At 59.3% G+C, this 15,355-nt stretch carries 18 protein-coding genes; 10 read left to right on the plus strand and 8 right to left on the minus strand.

The annotated features are described in order from the left end of the window. Positions 1-44: 44 nt before the first annotated feature. Positions 45-461, minus strand: coding sequence for a hypothetical protein (locus FIU92_RS01160; protein WP_216646555.1), 417 nt, complete (start codon positions 459-461; stop codon positions 45-47). Positions 462-476: 15 nt separating this feature from the next. Then, positions 477-1,043, minus strand: coding sequence for a TlpA disulfide reductase family protein (locus FIU92_RS01165; protein WP_152456812.1), 567 nt, complete (start codon positions 1,041-1,043; stop codon positions 477-479). Between the two features lie 21 nt (positions 1,044-1,064). On the opposite strand from FIU92_RS01165, the gene argH reads away from it, so the two are divergent. The 5 genes from argH to FIU92_RS01185 all read left to right on the plus strand — a co-directional run bounded on the left by argH (position 1,065) and on the right by FIU92_RS01185 (position 6,802). After that, a complete protein-coding gene (gene argH / locus FIU92_RS01170) occupies positions 1,065-2,453 on the plus strand; it encodes an argininosuccinate lyase (protein WP_152456813.1) in 1,389 nt (462 codons plus the stop codon). Beyond that, a complete protein-coding gene (locus FIU92_RS01175; protein ID WP_224854660.1) occupies positions 2,435-2,650 on the plus strand; it encodes a hypothetical protein in 216 nt (71 codons plus the stop codon). The genes argH and FIU92_RS01175 overlap by 19 nt, the downstream gene beginning before the upstream one ends. Before the next feature lie 87 nt (positions 2,651-2,737). Continuing rightward, a complete protein-coding gene (locus tag FIU92_RS22665) occupies positions 2,738-2,893 on the plus strand; it encodes a hypothetical protein (RefSeq protein WP_171229797.1) in 156 nt (51 codons plus the stop codon). A gap of 62 nt (positions 2,894-2,955) precedes the next feature. Then, on the plus strand, positions 2,956-4,221 hold the full coding sequence (lysA, locus tag FIU92_RS01180) for a diaminopimelate decarboxylase (RefSeq protein WP_152456814.1): 1,266 nt from the start codon (positions 2,956-2,958) through the stop codon (positions 4,219-4,221). A 97-nt stretch (positions 4,222-4,318) separates the two neighbouring features. Next, positions 4,319-6,802 (plus strand): TIGR02302 family protein, encoded by a 2,484-nt coding sequence (locus FIU92_RS01185; protein WP_152459808.1) that lies wholly within the window; start codon positions 4,319-4,321, stop codon positions 6,800-6,802. A 3-nt stretch (positions 6,803-6,805) separates the two neighbouring features. Here FIU92_RS01185 and FIU92_RS01190 read toward each other — a convergent pair whose 3' ends face one another. Beyond that, entirely contained in the window at positions 6,806-7,546 is a 741-nt protein-coding gene (locus tag FIU92_RS01190) for a zinc-ribbon domain-containing protein (protein ID WP_152456815.1), read from the minus strand. A 182-nt stretch (positions 7,547-7,728) separates the two neighbouring features. Here FIU92_RS01190 and FIU92_RS01195 point away from each other — a divergent pair, with 182 nt between their 5' ends. From FIU92_RS01195 to FIU92_RS01210, 4 genes are read left to right on the plus strand one after another with little or no spacing between them, the layout of a single operon-like run. Then, on the plus strand, positions 7,729-8,406 hold the full coding sequence (locus FIU92_RS01195; protein WP_152456816.1) for a cell division ATP-binding protein FtsE: 678 nt from the start codon (positions 7,729-7,731) through the stop codon (positions 8,404-8,406). Beyond that, positions 8,403-9,302, plus strand: a complete 900-nt coding sequence (locus tag FIU92_RS01200) for an ABC transporter permease (RefSeq protein ID WP_152456817.1) — start codon at positions 8,403-8,405, stop codon at positions 9,300-9,302. Before FIU92_RS01195 ends, FIU92_RS01200 begins: the two co-directional genes overlap by 4 nt. Beyond that, complete coding sequence (locus FIU92_RS01205) at positions 9,302-10,045, plus strand: 1-acyl-sn-glycerol-3-phosphate acyltransferase (RefSeq protein WP_152456818.1); 744 nt, start codon at positions 9,302-9,304, stop codon at positions 10,043-10,045. The genes FIU92_RS01200 and FIU92_RS01205 overlap by 1 nt, the downstream gene beginning before the upstream one ends. Continuing rightward, positions 10,029-10,634: a pyridoxamine 5'-phosphate oxidase family protein gene (locus FIU92_RS01210; protein ID WP_152456819.1), complete on the plus strand. Its 606-nt coding sequence runs from the start codon at positions 10,029-10,031 to the stop codon at positions 10,632-10,634. Before FIU92_RS01205 ends, FIU92_RS01210 begins: the two co-directional genes overlap by 17 nt. Positions 10,635-10,654: 20 nt before the next feature. On the opposite strand, the gene FIU92_RS01215 is transcribed toward FIU92_RS01210, so the two are convergent. Further along, positions 10,655-11,248 (minus strand): NAD(P)H-dependent oxidoreductase, encoded by a 594-nt coding sequence (locus FIU92_RS01215; RefSeq protein ID WP_152456820.1) that lies wholly within the window; start codon positions 11,246-11,248, stop codon positions 10,655-10,657. Positions 11,249-11,351: 103 nt separating this feature from the next. On the opposite strand from FIU92_RS01215, the gene FIU92_RS01220 reads away from it, so the two are divergent. Then, positions 11,352-11,930 carry a TetR/AcrR family transcriptional regulator gene (locus tag FIU92_RS01220; protein ID WP_152456821.1) on the plus strand — a complete coding sequence of 193 codons (579 nt, stop codon included), beginning with the start codon at positions 11,352-11,354 and terminating at the stop codon, positions 11,928-11,930. A 21-nt stretch (positions 11,931-11,951) separates the two neighbouring features. Here the strand turns inward: FIU92_RS01220 and FIU92_RS23110 are convergent, their stop codons facing one another. The 4 genes from FIU92_RS23110 to odhB form a co-directional block, all read right to left on the minus strand. Further along, positions 11,952-12,080: a hypothetical protein gene (locus FIU92_RS23110; RefSeq protein WP_256367493.1), complete on the minus strand. Its 129-nt coding sequence runs from the start codon at positions 12,078-12,080 to the stop codon at positions 11,952-11,954. 27 nt (positions 12,081-12,107) lie between these two features. Then, entirely contained in the window at positions 12,108-13,496 is a 1,389-nt protein-coding gene (gene lpdA / locus FIU92_RS01225; RefSeq protein WP_152456822.1) for a dihydrolipoyl dehydrogenase, read from the minus strand. 72 nt (positions 13,497-13,568) lie between these two features. Then, complete coding sequence (locus tag FIU92_RS01230; RefSeq protein ID WP_152456823.1) at positions 13,569-13,838, minus strand: hypothetical protein; 270 nt, start codon at positions 13,836-13,838, stop codon at positions 13,569-13,571. Positions 13,839-13,840: 2 nt separating this feature from the next. Continuing rightward, the gene (gene odhB, locus FIU92_RS01235) at positions 13,841-15,355 is read right to left on the minus strand and encodes a 2-oxoglutarate dehydrogenase complex dihydrolipoyllysine-residue succinyltransferase (RefSeq protein ID WP_152456824.1); all 1,515 of its coding nucleotides are present in this window, start codon (positions 15,353-15,355) and stop codon (positions 13,841-13,843) included.

The following is a 15,355-nucleotide window of genomic DNA, read 5'->3' on the forward strand; positions in this document are numbered from 1 at the left end:
AGGGCAGGAACAGTATATCACGAGATTGAAAGGGGCTGACGCCTTTAGTTGTTGATCGAATAAATGGTTGTTTTGCCCTTGCCTTTTTCACGGGTCATTCGGGCCGTGGCCCCGTCAATTTCCCAAAGCTGACAATCCGTGCCCAGTGCCTTGCCGTCCAATACTCCGTTTCGGCACCAGAATTTTTTGTTCCAGACCCAGGTTCCGCTGAACTTTTTCCCACTTTTGAGTTTGGCTGAAATCGTGCCATCAGCATTCGCGACAAAAACATTGCCTTGTTCGTCTGTCAGCTTTTTCCCAACAATATCAGAATTGAACTGCTTTGCGGTCTTGATCCGTTTGTAGTCCGCGTGTGCGGCGCCAGCGATTGCCAATGTGCCTGCAACAGCAAGGAATAAAATCGTATGTTTCATAAAAAACCTCCCACTCTTAATGCGTGGGAGGGTACCATAATTCCGCAAATTTTTCTAAATGCGTTAACTTTCGGCGCCAACAAGCGTCGAAATGATCGCCTTGGCACTGTCCGAGTTCCATTCGGCGTCGCCGATCAGCCGGGCGATTTCCTGCCCTTCGGGGTTCAGGATGACCGTGATCGGCAAGGCGATGACGCCGAACTCACGGGCAGCGGCCGAACTGGAGTCCTGGTGACGGGGCAGGTTGGCGATGCCGTTCTCTTCAAAGAACTTTTTGATGCCGGCAGGCGAGTTGCGGCCCGTGGCCAGTGTCAGAACCTGAAACTTGTCGCCGCCGAACTCTTCCTGAAGTTCAGCGATCTGAGGCATCTCTTTGCGGCAAGGCGCACACCAGGTGGCCCAGAAATTCAGCAGCACATATTGGCCCTCATAATCGGCAAGCGTGCCGACGCCGCCGTCATCTTCCAGCTGGAATTCGATTGATTTGGCGGGTTTCGGTTCCTTGTGCAGGATCAGACGTTTCAGGCTGTCTTCCCGCAGAGGGGCCAGCGTCTCGGCATCGGTCGCCAAGGCGGCATTTGCACCCAGCGCAAGGGCCATATAAAGGGGGATCAAACGAAATAGGCGCATATCAACTCCGGGTTTTCTTACATGACCGATCAATCCTCGAACCAGATGTGGGGTGGCCGCTTTGCCGCCGGTCCAGACGCGATCATGGAGGCAATCAACGCCTCGATCGGGTTCGATCAGCGGATGGCAGCCCAGGACATCACAGGCTCGCGCGCCCATGCGGCCATGCTGGCAGCCACAGGCGTCATAAGTGATAGTGACGCCGAAGCCATTCGGGAAGGGCTGCTCACCGTTTTGTCAGAAATCCAGAACGGAGAGTTCCAGTTCTCGACCGCGCTGGAAGACATCCACATGAATGTCGAGGCCCGTCTGAAAGAGATCATCGGAGAGCCCGCAGGCCGTTTGCACACAGGCCGGTCACGCAATGACCAGGTCGCAACCGATTTCAAACTCTGGGTTCGTGATCAGCTGGACGCCGCTGAGAGCGGCTTGCTGGCCCTGATCCGCGCGCTTTTGGCGCAGGCCGAGGCCGGGGCCGATTGGGTCATGCCGGGCTTTACCCACCTGCAAACGGCGCAGCCGGTGACATGGGGCCATCACATGATGGCCTATGTCGAGATGTTTGGCCGTGATCTGTCCCGCGTTCGTGACGCCCGCGCCCGGATGAACGAATCGCCACTGGGTGCTGCGGCGCTGGCCGGAACGTCCTTTCCCATCGACCGCCATATGACGGCACAGGCGCTGGGTTTTGACCGGCCTGCCGCCAACTCGCTGGACGCCGTCAGCGATCGTGACTTCGCGCTGGAGTTCCTGTCCGTGGCCTCGATCTGCGCCGTGCATCTGTCTCGGTTTGCCGAGGAACTGGTGATCTGGTCCTCGGCCCAGTTCCGTTTTGTCACCCTGTCCGACCGGTTCTCGACCGGCTCGTCGATCATGCCGCAGAAGAAAAACCCCGATGCGGCAGAGCTGATCCGTGCCAAGGTGGGTCGGATATTTGGCGCCAACACGGCGCTGATCATGGTGATGAAGGGCCTGCCGCTGGCCTATTCAAAGGACATGCAGGAAGACAAGGAACAGGTCTTTGATGCCGCCGACAACTGGATGCTGGCGCTGGCGGCGATGGAAGGCATGGTCAAGGACATGACCGCCAATCGCGACAGCTTGGCCGCTGCGGCGGGTTCGGGTTTCTCGACTGCAACTGATCTGGCCGACTGGCTGGTGCGGGTGCTGGGCCTGCCCTTCCGTGACGCGCATCATGTTACTGGATCGCTGGTGGCCATGGCCGAGAAGAAGGGCTGCGACCTGCCGGATCTGACGCTGGACGACATGCAATCGGTCCATGCCGAGATCACAAATGACGTCTACTCTGTCCTTGGTGTCGAAAATTCTGTAGACTCACGCCAGTCCTATGGTGGCACGGCCCCGGATCAGGTGCGTGCTCAGGTTGAACGATGGAAGGCAATGGTGTGATGACCGTGCTGCGCGCGATTCTGATTGCAGGGTCCGGCCTAATGCTGGCCGGATGCGGAGCCGACGGTGAACCCGTTCAGCCTGCGCCCGCTCAGCCAACTGTCAGTGCAACCGTCGGCGTTGGCTCTGGTGGAGCGTATGTAGGCGGTGGCGTAGGTCTAAGCCGTGGGCCGCTGGGGATTTACCTGGGATTCTAAGCCACTTTCATATTGCGCATCGGTTTTATATCCACCAACGTGAGGTGGCATGTCGGTGCGCATGTCATCCAAAGAAAAGATACTGAAATGAGAACACTAGGACTGTTTCTGGTATTTGCGGCTTTGACGGCTTGCGAACCTACATCGGCAAGACGCCCGGAACCTGCGGCAGAGCCCAAGCAATCGGGCACCGGAGTTTCGATCTCGGGCTATGGCCGGGTTGGAGTTTCGACCCGAAATTAAACTTGGTCGATGGGTTCGGAATCCATTGATTCGAAGCCATCTTCTGGTCTAAGCGCGCAGACATGGATCATTTTCTCTACCGCGACGGCGCGCTTTTCGCCGAGGATGTCCCTGTCTCCGAAATCGCTGCCGCGGTCGGAACGCCGTTCTATGTCTACTCCACCGCAACCTTGCTGCGGCATTTTCAACTGTTCGACGATGCGCTTGACGGCACGGACCACCTTGTCTGCTATGCGATGAAAGCGGCCAGCAATCAGGCGATCCTGAAAACTCTGGCACAGGCGGGCGCGGGAATGGACGTGGTCTCGGGCGGGGAATACCTGCGCGCCAAGGCGGCGGGCGTTCCCGGCGACAAGATCGTGTTCTCTGGCGTGGGCAAAACGGCGGATGAGATTCGTACCGCGCTGACCGGTGGCATCCGTCAGTTCAACGTCGAATCCGAGCCCGAGATGGAAGTGATCAACGCCGTTGCACTGGAATTGGGTGTGGTTGCTCCGATCACGGTCCGAGTGAATCCGGATGTTGATGCCAAGACCCACGCCAAGATCGCGACCGGCAAGTCCGAGAACAAATTTGGAATTCCGATATCCCGCGCCTCGGACGTCTATGCGCATGCGGCCAGCCTGCCGGGACTGGAGGTGATCGGCATCGACGTCCATATCGGCTCGCAGCTGACGGAACTCGAACCATTCGAGCTGGCCTATAAGAAAGTAGCCGAACTGACCGAGCAGTTGCGGGCTGAAGGCCACAACATCCGCCGTCTTGACCTGGGCGGTGGATTGGGCATCCCCTATACCCGCTCGAATGACGCGCCGCCGCTGCCGGTGGAATATGGCGCGTTGATCAAGAAAACACTGGGCCATCTGGGCTGTGAGATCGAGATCGAGCCGGGCCGCCTGATCGCAGGCAATGCGGGGCTGATGGTCAGCAAAGTGATCTATGTGAAGTCGGGCGAAGGCCGTGATTTCCTGATTGTCGACGGCGCCATGAATGATCTGATCCGCCCGGCGATGTATGAGGCGCATCATGATATCGTCGCGGTGCAGGAACCGGCGGCAGGCGTGGAACAGCAAGCCTATGACATCGTTGGCCCGGTTTGCGAATCCGGTGACACTTTTGCCAAACAACGCAACATGCCGCCGCTGAAATCGGGTGACCTGATCGCCTTCCGCAGCGCGGGTGCCTACGGCGCGGTGATGGCCAGCGAGTACAATACCCGCCCGCTGATCCCCGAGGTTCTGGTCAATGATGATCAATTTGCAGTCATTCGTGAACGACCAAGCTTTGACGAAATCATAAACCGCGATACCATACCTTCATGGCTTTGACGCGATGACCGCGCGGGCCTAACCCCGGAGGCCCGTCTTGTCCGACCGTTCAAACCTGCCCATTCCGCGCCTGTCCGTGTGGCTGACCCATGTCGGCATGGTGGCTGAACAGGTGTTGCGCGCGTTCTGGCCGGCATTCTCGATTGCACTTGTTCTGCTTGCGGCATTGATGCTGGGGCTTCAAGATGTTGTTTCCGTGGAAATCGTCTGGGCAGTTGGCGCGCTGTCCCTGGGGTTGTTGTTGACGGCCGCGGTGCTTGGCCTGAGGGGTCTCAAGTTGCCCTCGCGCGCCGACGTTTTGGTGCGGCTGGATGAGACCTTGCCGGGACGCCCAATTCAGGCCTTGATGGATGATCAGGCCATCGGTGCGGCCGATCGGGATTCCGTGGCGCTGTGGCAAGCCCACAAAGCCCGGATGGCGCAACGGGTCGCAACGGCCGAGGCCGTGAAACCAGATCTTCGGCTGGCATCGCGAGATCCTTATGCACTGCGCTACGCGGCGTTGCTGGCTTTTGTCGTGGCGCTGGTTTTCGGCTCTTTGTGGCGCGTGGGGTCTGTGGCGGACATGGCCCCGGGCACTGCCGCCGCCGGGCAAGGGCCGACTTGGGAAGGATGGGTCGAACCCCCGCGCTATACGGGCCTTCCAACGCTGTATCTTGCGGACCAAACGGATGCAGAGCTTGCCGTTCCCAAAGGCAGTCGCGTTACCTTGCGGCTTTATGGTGAGGTTGGCGCACATAGCCTGACGGAAAACAGCTCGGCCCTGGGGGCCGAGGCGGCGACCGACCCCGAGCAGGAGTTCGTGGCAGAACGCTCTGGCCAGTTGCGCATCGACGGGCCAGCGGGGCGGGAATGGGCCGTTGAGATCATTGACGACACGGCACCACAGATAGCCGTGGCTGGATCGGCTGAGGCCGAAGCGGGCGGGCAGATGAAGCTGCCATTCGTCGCAGGAGATGACTATGGTGTGGTTTCAGGCTCTGCCCGGATCGAGCTGGATCTGGCTGCCGTTGACCGCCGCTATGGTCTGGCAGCAGAGCCCGAGCCACGCGAAGCGATCGCAGTTGAACTGCCTATGCCGATCACCGGCGATCGGGCGGATTTTGCAGAAGAACTGATCGAGGACTTCTCGCAACACCCATGGGCGCATTTGCCGGTCCGGATCACCTTGATGGCTACGGACGCGGCGGATCAGCAATCGTCTTCCGAACCTTATGTGACCGACCTTCCGGCCCGTCGGTTCTTTGATCCGCTGGCCGCTGCGGTGATTGAACAACGGCGCGATCTGCTGTGGTCGCGGTCCAATGCGCCTCGGATCGCGCAACTGCTGCGGGCTGTATCGCATCTGCCAGAGGACTTGTTTCGTTCGGAAACTGCCTATTTGCGTCTGAGGGTCGTGCTGCGGCGGCTTGAGACCTTTGATCAATACGGGTTGAAACCCGAACAGCAGGCAGAGATCGCGCAGGCCCTCTGGGATCTTGCCGTGTTGATCGAGGACGGCACGCTTGCGGATGCGCTGGAACGGATGCGGCGCGCGCAGGAACGTCTGACCGAAGCAATGAAGAACGGCGCCAGCGACGAGGAAATCGCGGAACTGATGCAGGAATTGCGCGAAGCGACACAGGATTACCTCCAACAACTGCAACGGTTGGCCCAGCCAAACGGCGAAGATGGCGAGCGTCAGCAGGGCCAGAACGGCGAGTCCCTGCAAATGACGCAGGATGATCTGCAACGCATGATGGACCGCATTCAGGAGCTCATGGAACAGGGCCGAATGGCTGAAGCCCAGCAGGCGCTGGAAGAGTTCCAGCAGATGATGGAAAACATGCGTGTGACTCAGGGCCAGGGCGGTGGGCAGCAGTCCGAAGGTCAGCAGGCCATGGAAGGTCTTGCGGAAACTCTGCGCGAGCAACAAGGTCTGAGCGATCAGGCCTTCCGTGATTTGCAGGAACAGTTCAACCCGGGCGCTCAATCCGGTGAAAGCCAGGGCAATGAGGGACGCAATGGCGGGCAAGGCCGGGGGCAAAGCCACGAAGGTCAGGGCGGTCAGGGGGAAGGCTCGGATCAGGCTGGCGAAGGCCAGCAGGGTCAAGGCACACTTGCGGATCGGCAGCAGGCGCTGAGAGATGAGTTGAGCCGCCAGCAACAGGGGTTGCCCGGTGCCGGTACGCCCGAAGGCGACGCCGCGCGCGAGGCGCTGGACCGGGCCGGGCGCGCCATGGACGAGGCGGAACAGGCCCTGCGTGGGGATGATCTGGCCGAAGCCATCGACCGGCAATCCGAGGCCATGGAAGCCCTGCGCGAAGGGATGCGTTCGCTGGGTGAGGCGATGGCGCAGAACCAGCAGAATCAGCCGGGTCAGGGAACGCAGGATGGCGACATGCAAGCCAACAACCGCGATCCGCTGGGCCGAAACCCGGGTGCCGCCGGTTCGATTTCAACAGATGAGAATTTGCTGCAAGGCGAAGACGTGTATCGCCGGGCGCGGGAACTGCTGGATGAAATCCGGCGCAGAACCGGGGAATCGGACCGTCCTCAGATCGAGTTGGAATACCTGAAACGTTTGTTGGAGCGGTTCTAGACCTCAGTTCTGGGTACCGGATCCAGCCTGTGCCTCAAGCCAGATACGCGCCTGATCCACAAGCGACACGTATGAACTCAGCAACGGGTCGGCCTGAGGGACCGCTTCGCTGATCTGTTGGGCATTTCCATAGATCAGATACAGAACCACGCCGATGATCAGCATCAACGCGAAGCCGCGTAGGAATCCGCCCGATTTGCGGGGTGGCTGCGGGACCTCTTCCGGCTCATCTGATCGCATGGTTGAATTGATGGCTTCGACATCCGGCAGCGCGTCTTTCTGCCCGGCATCGACAGCGGTTTCCGAAGCCGAAGGCCGCTTGGGGCGCACCTTGGGTTCTGGCGGCGTATCCAGCCCCAGATCGGGCTGGCTTTCGAGGCTGCTGCCTTCCTGCGCCCGCAATTCCGCTTCGCGGGCAGCTTCCTCTCTCAGAATGCTGGCGACGGACGGATCGACATTCCCGGTGGGCGCGGCGGGTTCATCAATTTCTGGCTTGTCTTCGGATACCGCTTTTTCAACAGGTTCCGGTTCAACGCCCTGCGGAGCGTCGACCACGTCGGGCGATGCGTCATCCTGTTCAGGGGTTTCCGCTTTTTCGTCCGGTGCCTCTGCGGCTTCGGCAGGGTGCTTCGCTTGGAACCAGGTCTGATCGCAGTTGGAACACTGTACGTCGCGGCCTTCCTCGGGGATGACCTCGTCAGGAACCTCGTACTGCGCGCTGCAATTCGGACATGTAAGACGCATGCTGCCTCCTCGGCCGGGCGAAGGGCCGATAATAGTTTTTTCAGGAATGATATTCGGTTAAGACCCAACAGCAAAGAGCGTTTTCGGTTTCGCGGGTCAAGTGTCACCAATTGGACTCGGTAGAGCCATTGAAACCATCACCATGCTCGGGCAAGAAGAGCGGCAAAATAACGGGGGCACGTGTGATCGAGCTGGAAAATGTCAGCTACACCTATGGTGGCGGTGAATTGCTGAGTGATGTCTCGGTACAATTGCAGCCGGGTTCGTTTCACTTTCTGACCGGGCCTTCCGGGGCGGGCAAGACCACGTTGCTCAAGCTGTGCTATGGTGCCCTGCTGCCGAGCTCGGGGCGGTTGAGCGTGTTTGACCAGGATATTTCAACGCTTGATCGCGACCAGCTGGCCGTATTGCGTCGCCGCGTTGGTGTCGTGCATCAGGATTGTCAGTTCCTTGACCACATGACGCTTGCAGAAAATGTCGCGTTGCCACTGATGGTGTCCGGGCGTTCCGAAACATCCGAGCAGGAAAACCTGACCGAGCTGCTTAGTTGGGTGGGTCTTGGCGCCAGGCTCGAAGCGCTCCCGCCTGAACTGTCCGGCGGCGAGCGGCAAAGGGCCGCTCTGGCGCGTGCCGTCATATTGTCGCCTGACGTGGTTTTGGCGGATGAGCCGACAGGCAATGTTGACTGGGAAATGTCGCAACGGCTGCTGCGTCTTCTGATCGAACTGAACCGGATGGGCAAAACCGTCCTGATCGCCACCCATGATCTGAGCCTGATCCGCGCGGCCAAAAGCCAGGTACAGGCCCGTGTCTTGCGTATTTCGCAGCGCAAGCTGCAACTGGCGGGGGCGGATCTATGATCAGCCCTGACCTCAGAAATCTGTTGCGCGGTGACAAACGGGCAGACCGGGTTGTTCCCCCAACGGGATACACGGCGCACCTGACTCTGTTTGTCGCGGGTGCGATGGCGTTTCTTGCGGTATTCGCCCTGGCCCTGTCTCTGGCGTCGGGGCGCATTGCGGATCGCTGGGCCTCGGAACTGGCCGGAGCTGCAACCCTGCGTATCAACGCGCCAGCGGAACAGCGTGCAGCCCAGACCGAGGCGGCGCTTACCGTTCTGGGCCAGACGCCTGGCGTGGCCTCGGCCCGTGCTTTGACGCAGGAAGAGCAGGCGGCGTTGCTTGCCCCTTGGTTCGGGCCGGATCTGCCGCTGGATACGTTGCCCGTGCCGCAGCTTATCGAGATCATTGAAACCGAACCGGGCATCGACGTGGCCGGGTTGCGATTGCGACTGGGGGCCGAAGTGCCGGGCGCCGTGCTGGATGATCATACGCGGTGGCGGGAGCCTTTGGTTGATGCGGCGATGTCCCTGCGTCGTCTGGGGTGGATTTCGATCCTGCTGATCGGCGGTGCGACGGCTGCCATGATTACCCTTGCCGCCAACGCGTCGCTTGCCGCAAATGCCCAGATCATCGAAGTGCTGCGCCTGGTCGGTGCACGCGATGGGTTCATAGCGGGCGCATTCGTAAGGCGGTTTACCTATCGCGCATTCTTTGGGGCATCAGTCGGTACATTGCTGGGCATGACCGGTGTTCTGATGCTGCCCGAAGCCTCGGAATCGGGTGGTTTTCTGGCTGGCGTCGGCTTTCAGGGCAAAGACTGGGCGTTGCCGGTTCTTATTCCGATCCTTGGTGCCATGGTCGCGTTTTTTGCCACCTGGGCTGCGGCCCGACGCAAATTGAAGGAGCTTTCCTGATGTTGATGGCTGTTCAATGGGTTCGGTCATTGATCTTCATGATCGTGATCTACGCATGGATGCTGATCCTTGGCATTGTCTTTCTGCCCTATGCACTGTTTTCTAAGGCTGGCGCCCTGAGGGCGTGCAAGACCTACGCGCACAGCACCATGTGGCTGGCTCGTTGGATGGTTGGCATTCGGTGTGAAGTGCGGGGTAGGGTCCCAACGAATGAAGTGGTCATAGCCGCAAAACACCAGTCTTTTCTTGATATCATCATCATTTTTGATGCCATTCCGCACGGCAAGTTCATCATGAAGCGCGAGCTTTTGTTTACGCCCGTCATTGGAATGTATGCGCGGCGACTTGGCTGTATTCCGGTCAATCGCGGCAAGCGCGGTGCTGCCGTGACCAAGATGGTCAAGGATGTATCGAAAGAGTTTTCGGAACCCGGGCAGCTTGTGATCTACCCGCAAGGGACACGTGTGGCGCCCGGTGCGAAGAAACCTTACAAGGTTGGAACAGCCGTTCTTTACGAAGGGCTCGGCTTTCCCTGCGTTCCGGTCGCGACGAATGCCGGCGTTTTCTGGCCCCGAACGGGTGTCATGCGCAAACCGGGCCTTGCGATCGTCGATTTCCTCGACCCAATCGAGCCGGGTGTTGGCCGGGACGAATTCCTTGCCCGGCTGGAAGATGTGATAGAAACACGTTCCAACGAGTTGATGCGGGAAGTGGGGTTTGATCCGGATGGAGCACATTCGTGACATTGAAACGCTTGAAGCTTTGTATGGTCGGCCCGGTGCTCCGTCCTTGCGAAAGGTCGTTCATCAACTGACGCCTCTCTATCGCAAGTGGATCCTCGCATCGCGCCTCTGTGTGCTCAGCACAGTCGGCCCTGAAGGTGTGGATGGCAGCCCTCGGGGCGATGATGGTCCAGTGGTGAAAGAGCTGGATGCGAATACGCTGGCTCTGCCGGACTGGCGCGGCAACAACCGTCTGGACAGTTTGCGCAATATCGTGCGCGATCCACGTGTTTCGCTGATGTTCCTTGTTCCGGGGTCCAACAACGTCGTTCGGGTGAACGGGTTGGCGCGGGTAACGGCGGATGAGACCCTGCGGCATCAATTCGAGAAGGCCGGCAAACGCCCAGCGACCGTTATCGTCGTTGAAATCGCCGAGATATACAGCCAATGTGCCCGTGCTCTGATCCGGGCGCGTATCTGGTCAAGTGGTGACGAAAGCGGCAATCTTCCCACGATAGGCCAGCTTCTGTCCGAGGCATCAGACGGCGTGGAAGGCGGCGCGCAATATGACGAGGAATGGCTTGCACGCGCCGCAAAAACGATGTGGTAGATGTGGGTGTCGGCTGTGGTTCAAGCCGCAGCGGCCCCGATCCTTGATACTTTTTCCACCCAGCGATCTACGCTGCCGGGCTTGGGATAGCTTGCACCGGAAAAATAGGTGAAACGCGTTGGTTTGAAGCCGACGAACCCAAGAATCTGGTCCCGTACCTGACGGATAAGCGCCTGCCGGTATATCAGGCGCATGAACCATCCCGGCGTGTCTGACGTCAGGATGACACGCGCGGTGCGCCCTGTCAGCATCGGGGCCGGAAACCCGATCTTGGTAGTGTTCCGTGTGTCAAAGGTTCGCCCCGGAATGAACATTCGGTCGATCAGTCCTTTGAGTTTGGCTGGAAGGCCGCCCCACCACATGGGGGTGGTCAGGACCAGATGGTCGCTCCACTCAAAGTCTTGCAGCACTTGTTCCAGAACCGGCTCAAGTGGTTTGAAGTCGTGATAATTGCCCTGACCGAAATCAAAATCGAATTGCAGATCGCTCAGATGAACCAACCGTACATCGTGCCCGTTTTTGCGGGCCGCGTCCCTGTACGTTTCGGCAAATGTGCGTGACAGGCTGCTTTCTGCGGGGTGTCCGTCAAGGATGAGAATCTTTTTCGGTTGCATCGGGTATCTCCTGAAAAAGTGACCGTGGTCAGTTTATAGAATCAAAAAATGACCGCGGTCAATAAAAATTTGACCACGGTCAAAAATTATGCGATTGAGCCACATGCAAAAGACAGTTCAGAAACGTACGATCAAGACCCGCGCCAAGCTTCTTGCGGCCGCTGAAGAGGTCATCCGCAATGGCGGATATGAAGCGTTACGGGTGGAAGAAGTCGTAAAGGCCGCAGGGGTCGCGAAGGGCACTTTTTTCGCGCATTTTCACGACAAGGATGCGCTGATGGAAATTCTGATCGCAGACAAGCTGAACGCCTGTCTGGATCTGGCCGAGGCCGGAACGCCACCCAAAACTGTTGCAGAAATCGTCACTGCGCTGGAACCGGTTCACAGTTTCATAACCTCCGAGCGATATGTATTCGATCTGTTGATCAGGTATTCCGGTGCGACGGCTGTCGCCGAAATAGGACCGGTCGCCTATTGCTTTGAGAGATATTTCCGTGTCGTGATGCTGTGGCTCGAAGCTGCAGAGGTGCGAAAGGACGTGCCATGCGAGTTATTGGCCGAAGGTGTGCAGGCTTTCGCCATTCAGGCCATGTCACTAAAGTTTTGCGCGCTGCATTCAGCGACGACATTTACAGACAGGTTGGAGACCTATCTGGATGCCTGGTTGACCCCGACAGGCTGATCGCTGCCGGGGTCAAGGTTGTCAGCTGTGGATCGGGCCGTCGCCGCAAGCCAGTGCCGCTTCACGCACCGCTTCGGAATAGGTCGGGTGCGCGTGGCAGGGTTTGACGTGGTTCGACGCAGCCGATGAAAGGTCCGGTGGACCTTTCACGCGTCAAACGGGCGGAGCCCGACCTGCCTAACTGTGGATCGGGCCGTCGCCGCAAGCTAGCGCGGCCTCGCGCACGGCCTCGGAATAGGTCGGGTGCGCGTGGCAGGTCAGGGCCAGATCCTCGGCGGATGCGCCGAATTCCATCGCCACGCAGACCTCATGGATCAGATCGCCTGCTGCGGGACCGATGATATGGGCGCCCAGGATACGGTCAGTTTCCTTGTCGGCCAGGATCTTGACGAACCCGTCAGAGGCAAAGTTGGCTTTGGCGCGGCCGTTGCCCATGAACATGAACTTGCCGACCTTGTAGGCACGACCTTGTTCTTTGAGCGTCGCCTCGGTTTCACCGACATTGGCGACCTCGGGCCACGTATAGATCACACCCGGAATGACACCATAGTTTACATGGCCATGCTTGCCCGCAACCTGTTCCGCGGCGGCCATGCCTTCATCTTCGGCCTTGTGCGCCAGCATCGGGCCTTCGATCACGTCGCCGATGGCGTAGATGCCCGCTACGTTGGTCTGCCAGTCCGCACCCACCTTGATCTGGCCGCGCGGGGTCATCTCGACGCCCAGAGCGTCCAGCCCCAGACCATCGGAATATGGTTTGCGCCCGGTGGCCACCAGCACGGTATCGGCGTCGATCACATGCTCGCTGTCGTCCTTGAGCAGCTTGTAGGTCACCTTGGCCTTGGTCTTGGTTGCTTCGGTTTTCTGCACCGCTGCACCCATGATGAAATTCAGCCCCTGTTTCTTGAGGATACGCTGGAATGTCTTCTGTACTTCCGGGTCCATGCCCGGAGTGATTTCCTTGAGGAATTCGATCACCGTCACCTCGGCGCCCAGGCGGCTGTACACCGAACCCAGTTCAAGCCCGATCACGCCCGCGCCGATAACCACCATTTTCTTCGGGATCTTACCCAGAGACAGCGCACCGGTTGAGGTCACAACGACCTTCTCATCCACTTCGACACCGGGCAGCGAGGACGGTTCGGAGCCTGACGCAATGATGATGTTCTTGGTTTCATGGATTTCATCGCCAACCTGAACCTTGCCGGCCGCAGGGATCGATCCCCAGCCTTTCAGCCAGTCGATCTTGTTCTTCTTGAACAGGAACTCGATGCCCTTGGTGTTGCCCTCGATCACCTCATCCTTGTAGGTCTGCATCTGTTTCCAATCGACAGAAGGCGATTTGCCTTTCAGGCCCATCTTAACAAAGTTGTGTTCGGCTTCATGAAGCTGATGGCTGGCATGCAGCAATGCTTTCGAGGGGATGCAGCCCACGTTCAGACAGGTGCCGCCCAATGTTTCGCGCCCTTCGGCCACAGCAGTTTTCAGACCCAGCTGTGCACAACGGATCGCACAAACATACCCGCCGGGGCCGGCGCCGATTACGATGACGTCATAATTTGCCATTATATTCTCCTAAATCGACCGGACGTTCCGGCGCTTCCCCGACCCGATCTGGCGGGTCGGGAATATCTATTGTCAAACGGGTTCCAGCAGCTTGATCGAGATATGCGCGATACCGCCGCGTTCATGGTGCATCGCCAATTCCTCGGATCCGAAGAATGCTTTGGCCTTGTCCAGGTTGATTACCTCGAACATCGCGATCGCATGGTCCTTCTGATCGGGGTCGCGCCAGACATGCAGGTCGCGGATACCCGCGGCCTTGCGCATCGGCTTGTCCTCGCGGAACACCTTCAGCCAGGCGTCGAAATCGGCCACATCGGCCTGCCAGAGTACATGTGTCGCCATGGTTACAGATCCATCAGCAGGCGGCGCGGGTCTTCCAGCGCCTCTTTCACACGAACCAAGAAGGTCACGGCACCTTTGCCGTCAACAATGCGGTGGTCATAGGACAGGGCCAGATACATCATCGGGCGGATCTTGATCTCGCCATTGATGACCATCGGTCGTTCCTGAATCTTGTGCATCCCCAGAATGCCCGACTGCGGGGGGTTCAGGATCGGCGAGGACATCAGCGAGCCGTAGACGCCACCGTTCGAGATTGTGAAGGTACCGCCCTGCATCTCGGCCATCGAAAGCTTGCCATCGCGGGCGCGCTTGCCCTTTTCGGCGATGGCTTTTTCGATGGCTGCAAAGGACATGCTGTCCGCGTCGCGAATGACCGGAACCACCAGACCCTGCGGCGTGCCGGCCGCAACGCCCATGTGAACGAAATTCTTGTAGACGATGTCGGTGCCATCGATCTCGGCATTGACCTCGGGCACTTCTTTCAGGGCATGGCAGCAGGCCTTGGTGAAAAAGGACATGAAGCCCAGGCGCACACCGTGCTTCTTCTCGAACTGGTCCTTGTACTGATTGCGCAGGGCCATCACCTCGGTCATGTCCACCTCGTTATAGGTGGTCAGGATCGCGGCGGTGTTCTGCGCATCCTTCAGGCGCTTGGCGATGGTCTGACGCAGACGGGTCATCCGTACACGCTCTTCGCGCGCCTCATCTTCGGCAGCAACCGGTGCGCGCGGAACCTGAGCAACGGGCGCCGGCGAAGCAGCCGCAGGTGCGGGGGCCGAAGCAGCTGCAACCGCCTTGGCGACATCTTCCTTCATAATGCGACCATCGCGACCGGTGCCGGTAACCTGATCGGCTGACAACCCGGCTTCGGCCATGGCCTTTTCGGCAGACGGCGCATTTGCAACATCCTTGCCGCTGCTTGCCGCAGCTGGAGCCGCAGCAGCAGCAGCCGGTGCAGGGGCTGCGCCTGCGGCCGCGCCCGAGATGACGGCCAGCTTTGCGGTTGCATCAACAGTTGCACCTTCCGGCGCGACGATTTCCGCCAGAACACCCGCAGCCGGGGCGGGTACCTCGACCGAGACTTTGTCGGTTTCCAACTCACACAGCATCTCGTCTTGCGCGACGCTGTCGCCGACTTGCTTGAACCAGGTCGAAACAGTCGCCTCTGTCACGGATTCGCCAAGCGTGGGCACCATCACGTCAACCGACCCGCCCGATGCAGAGGGTGCGGCCTCGGGGGTTGCTGCGGCTGTTGCCGGGGCAGGCGCGGCTGCACCTTCACCGGCAGCAATCGTCGCCAGCAGAGCATCGACACCAACCGTGTCGCCTTCGGCGGCCACAATCTCACCCATCACGCCAGCTGAGGGAGAGGGCACTTCGACCGTCACCTTGTCAGTCTCCAGCTCACACAGCATCTCATCCACGGCGACCGCATCACCGGGCTTTTTGAACCATGTTGCAACAGTGGCTTCGGTGACCGACTCGCCAAGCGTGGGAACACGAACTTCAATCGTCAT

The sequence above is a fragment of the Ruegeria sp. THAF33 genome (genome assembly GCF_009363615.1).
GTDB lineage: Bacteria > Pseudomonadota > Alphaproteobacteria > Rhodobacterales > Rhodobacteraceae > Ruegeria.

What these genes read in the sequence shown, in the direction of transcription:
- FIU92_RS01215 (WP_152456820.1), bottom strand. Translation starts at nt 11,248, where the DNA reads ATGCAACCGAAAAAGATTCTCATCCTTGACGGACACCCCGCAGAAAGC.
- FIU92_RS01190 (WP_152456815.1), bottom strand. Translation starts at nt 7,546, where the DNA reads ATGCGTCTTACATGTCCGAATTGCAGCGCGCAGTACGAGGTTCCTGAC.
- FIU92_RS01200 (WP_152456817.1), top strand. Translation starts at nt 8,403, where the DNA reads ATGATCAGCCCTGACCTCAGAAATCTGTTGCGCGGTGACAAACGGGCA.
- lysA (WP_152456814.1), top strand. Translation starts at nt 2,956, where the DNA reads ATGGATCATTTTCTCTACCGCGACGGCGCGCTTTTCGCCGAGGATGTC.
- FIU92_RS01205 (WP_152456818.1), top strand. Translation starts at nt 9,302, where the DNA reads ATGTTGATGGCTGTTCAATGGGTTCGGTCATTGATCTTCATGATCGTG.
- lpdA (WP_152456822.1), bottom strand. Translation starts at nt 13,496, where the DNA reads ATGGCAAATTATGACGTCATCGTAATCGGCGCCGGCCCCGGCGGGTAT.
- argH (WP_152456813.1), top strand. Translation starts at nt 1,065, where the DNA reads ATGACCGATCAATCCTCGAACCAGATGTGGGGTGGCCGCTTTGCCGCC.
- FIU92_RS01230 (WP_152456823.1), bottom strand. Translation starts at nt 13,838, where the DNA reads ATGGCGACACATGTACTCTGGCAGGCCGATGTGGCCGATTTCGACGCC.
- odhB (WP_152456824.1), bottom strand. Translation starts at nt 15,355, where the DNA reads ATGACGATTGAAGTTCGTGTTCCCACGCTTGGCGAGTCGGTCACCGAA.
- FIU92_RS01220 (WP_152456821.1), top strand. Translation starts at nt 11,352, where the DNA reads ATGCAAAAGACAGTTCAGAAACGTACGATCAAGACCCGCGCCAAGCTT.
- FIU92_RS01210 (WP_152456819.1), top strand. Translation starts at nt 10,029, where the DNA reads ATGGAGCACATTCGTGACATTGAAACGCTTGAAGCTTTGTATGGTCGG.
- FIU92_RS22665 (WP_171229797.1), top strand. Translation starts at nt 2,738, where the DNA reads ATGAGAACACTAGGACTGTTTCTGGTATTTGCGGCTTTGACGGCTTGC.
- FIU92_RS01185 (WP_152459808.1), top strand. Translation starts at nt 4,319, where the DNA reads ATGGTGGCTGAACAGGTGTTGCGCGCGTTCTGGCCGGCATTCTCGATT.
- FIU92_RS01165 (WP_152456812.1), bottom strand. Translation starts at nt 1,043, where the DNA reads ATGCGCCTATTTCGTTTGATCCCCCTTTATATGGCCCTTGCGCTGGGT.
- FIU92_RS01175 (WP_224854660.1), top strand. Translation starts at nt 2,435, where the DNA reads ATGGAAGGCAATGGTGTGATGACCGTGCTGCGCGCGATTCTGATTGCA.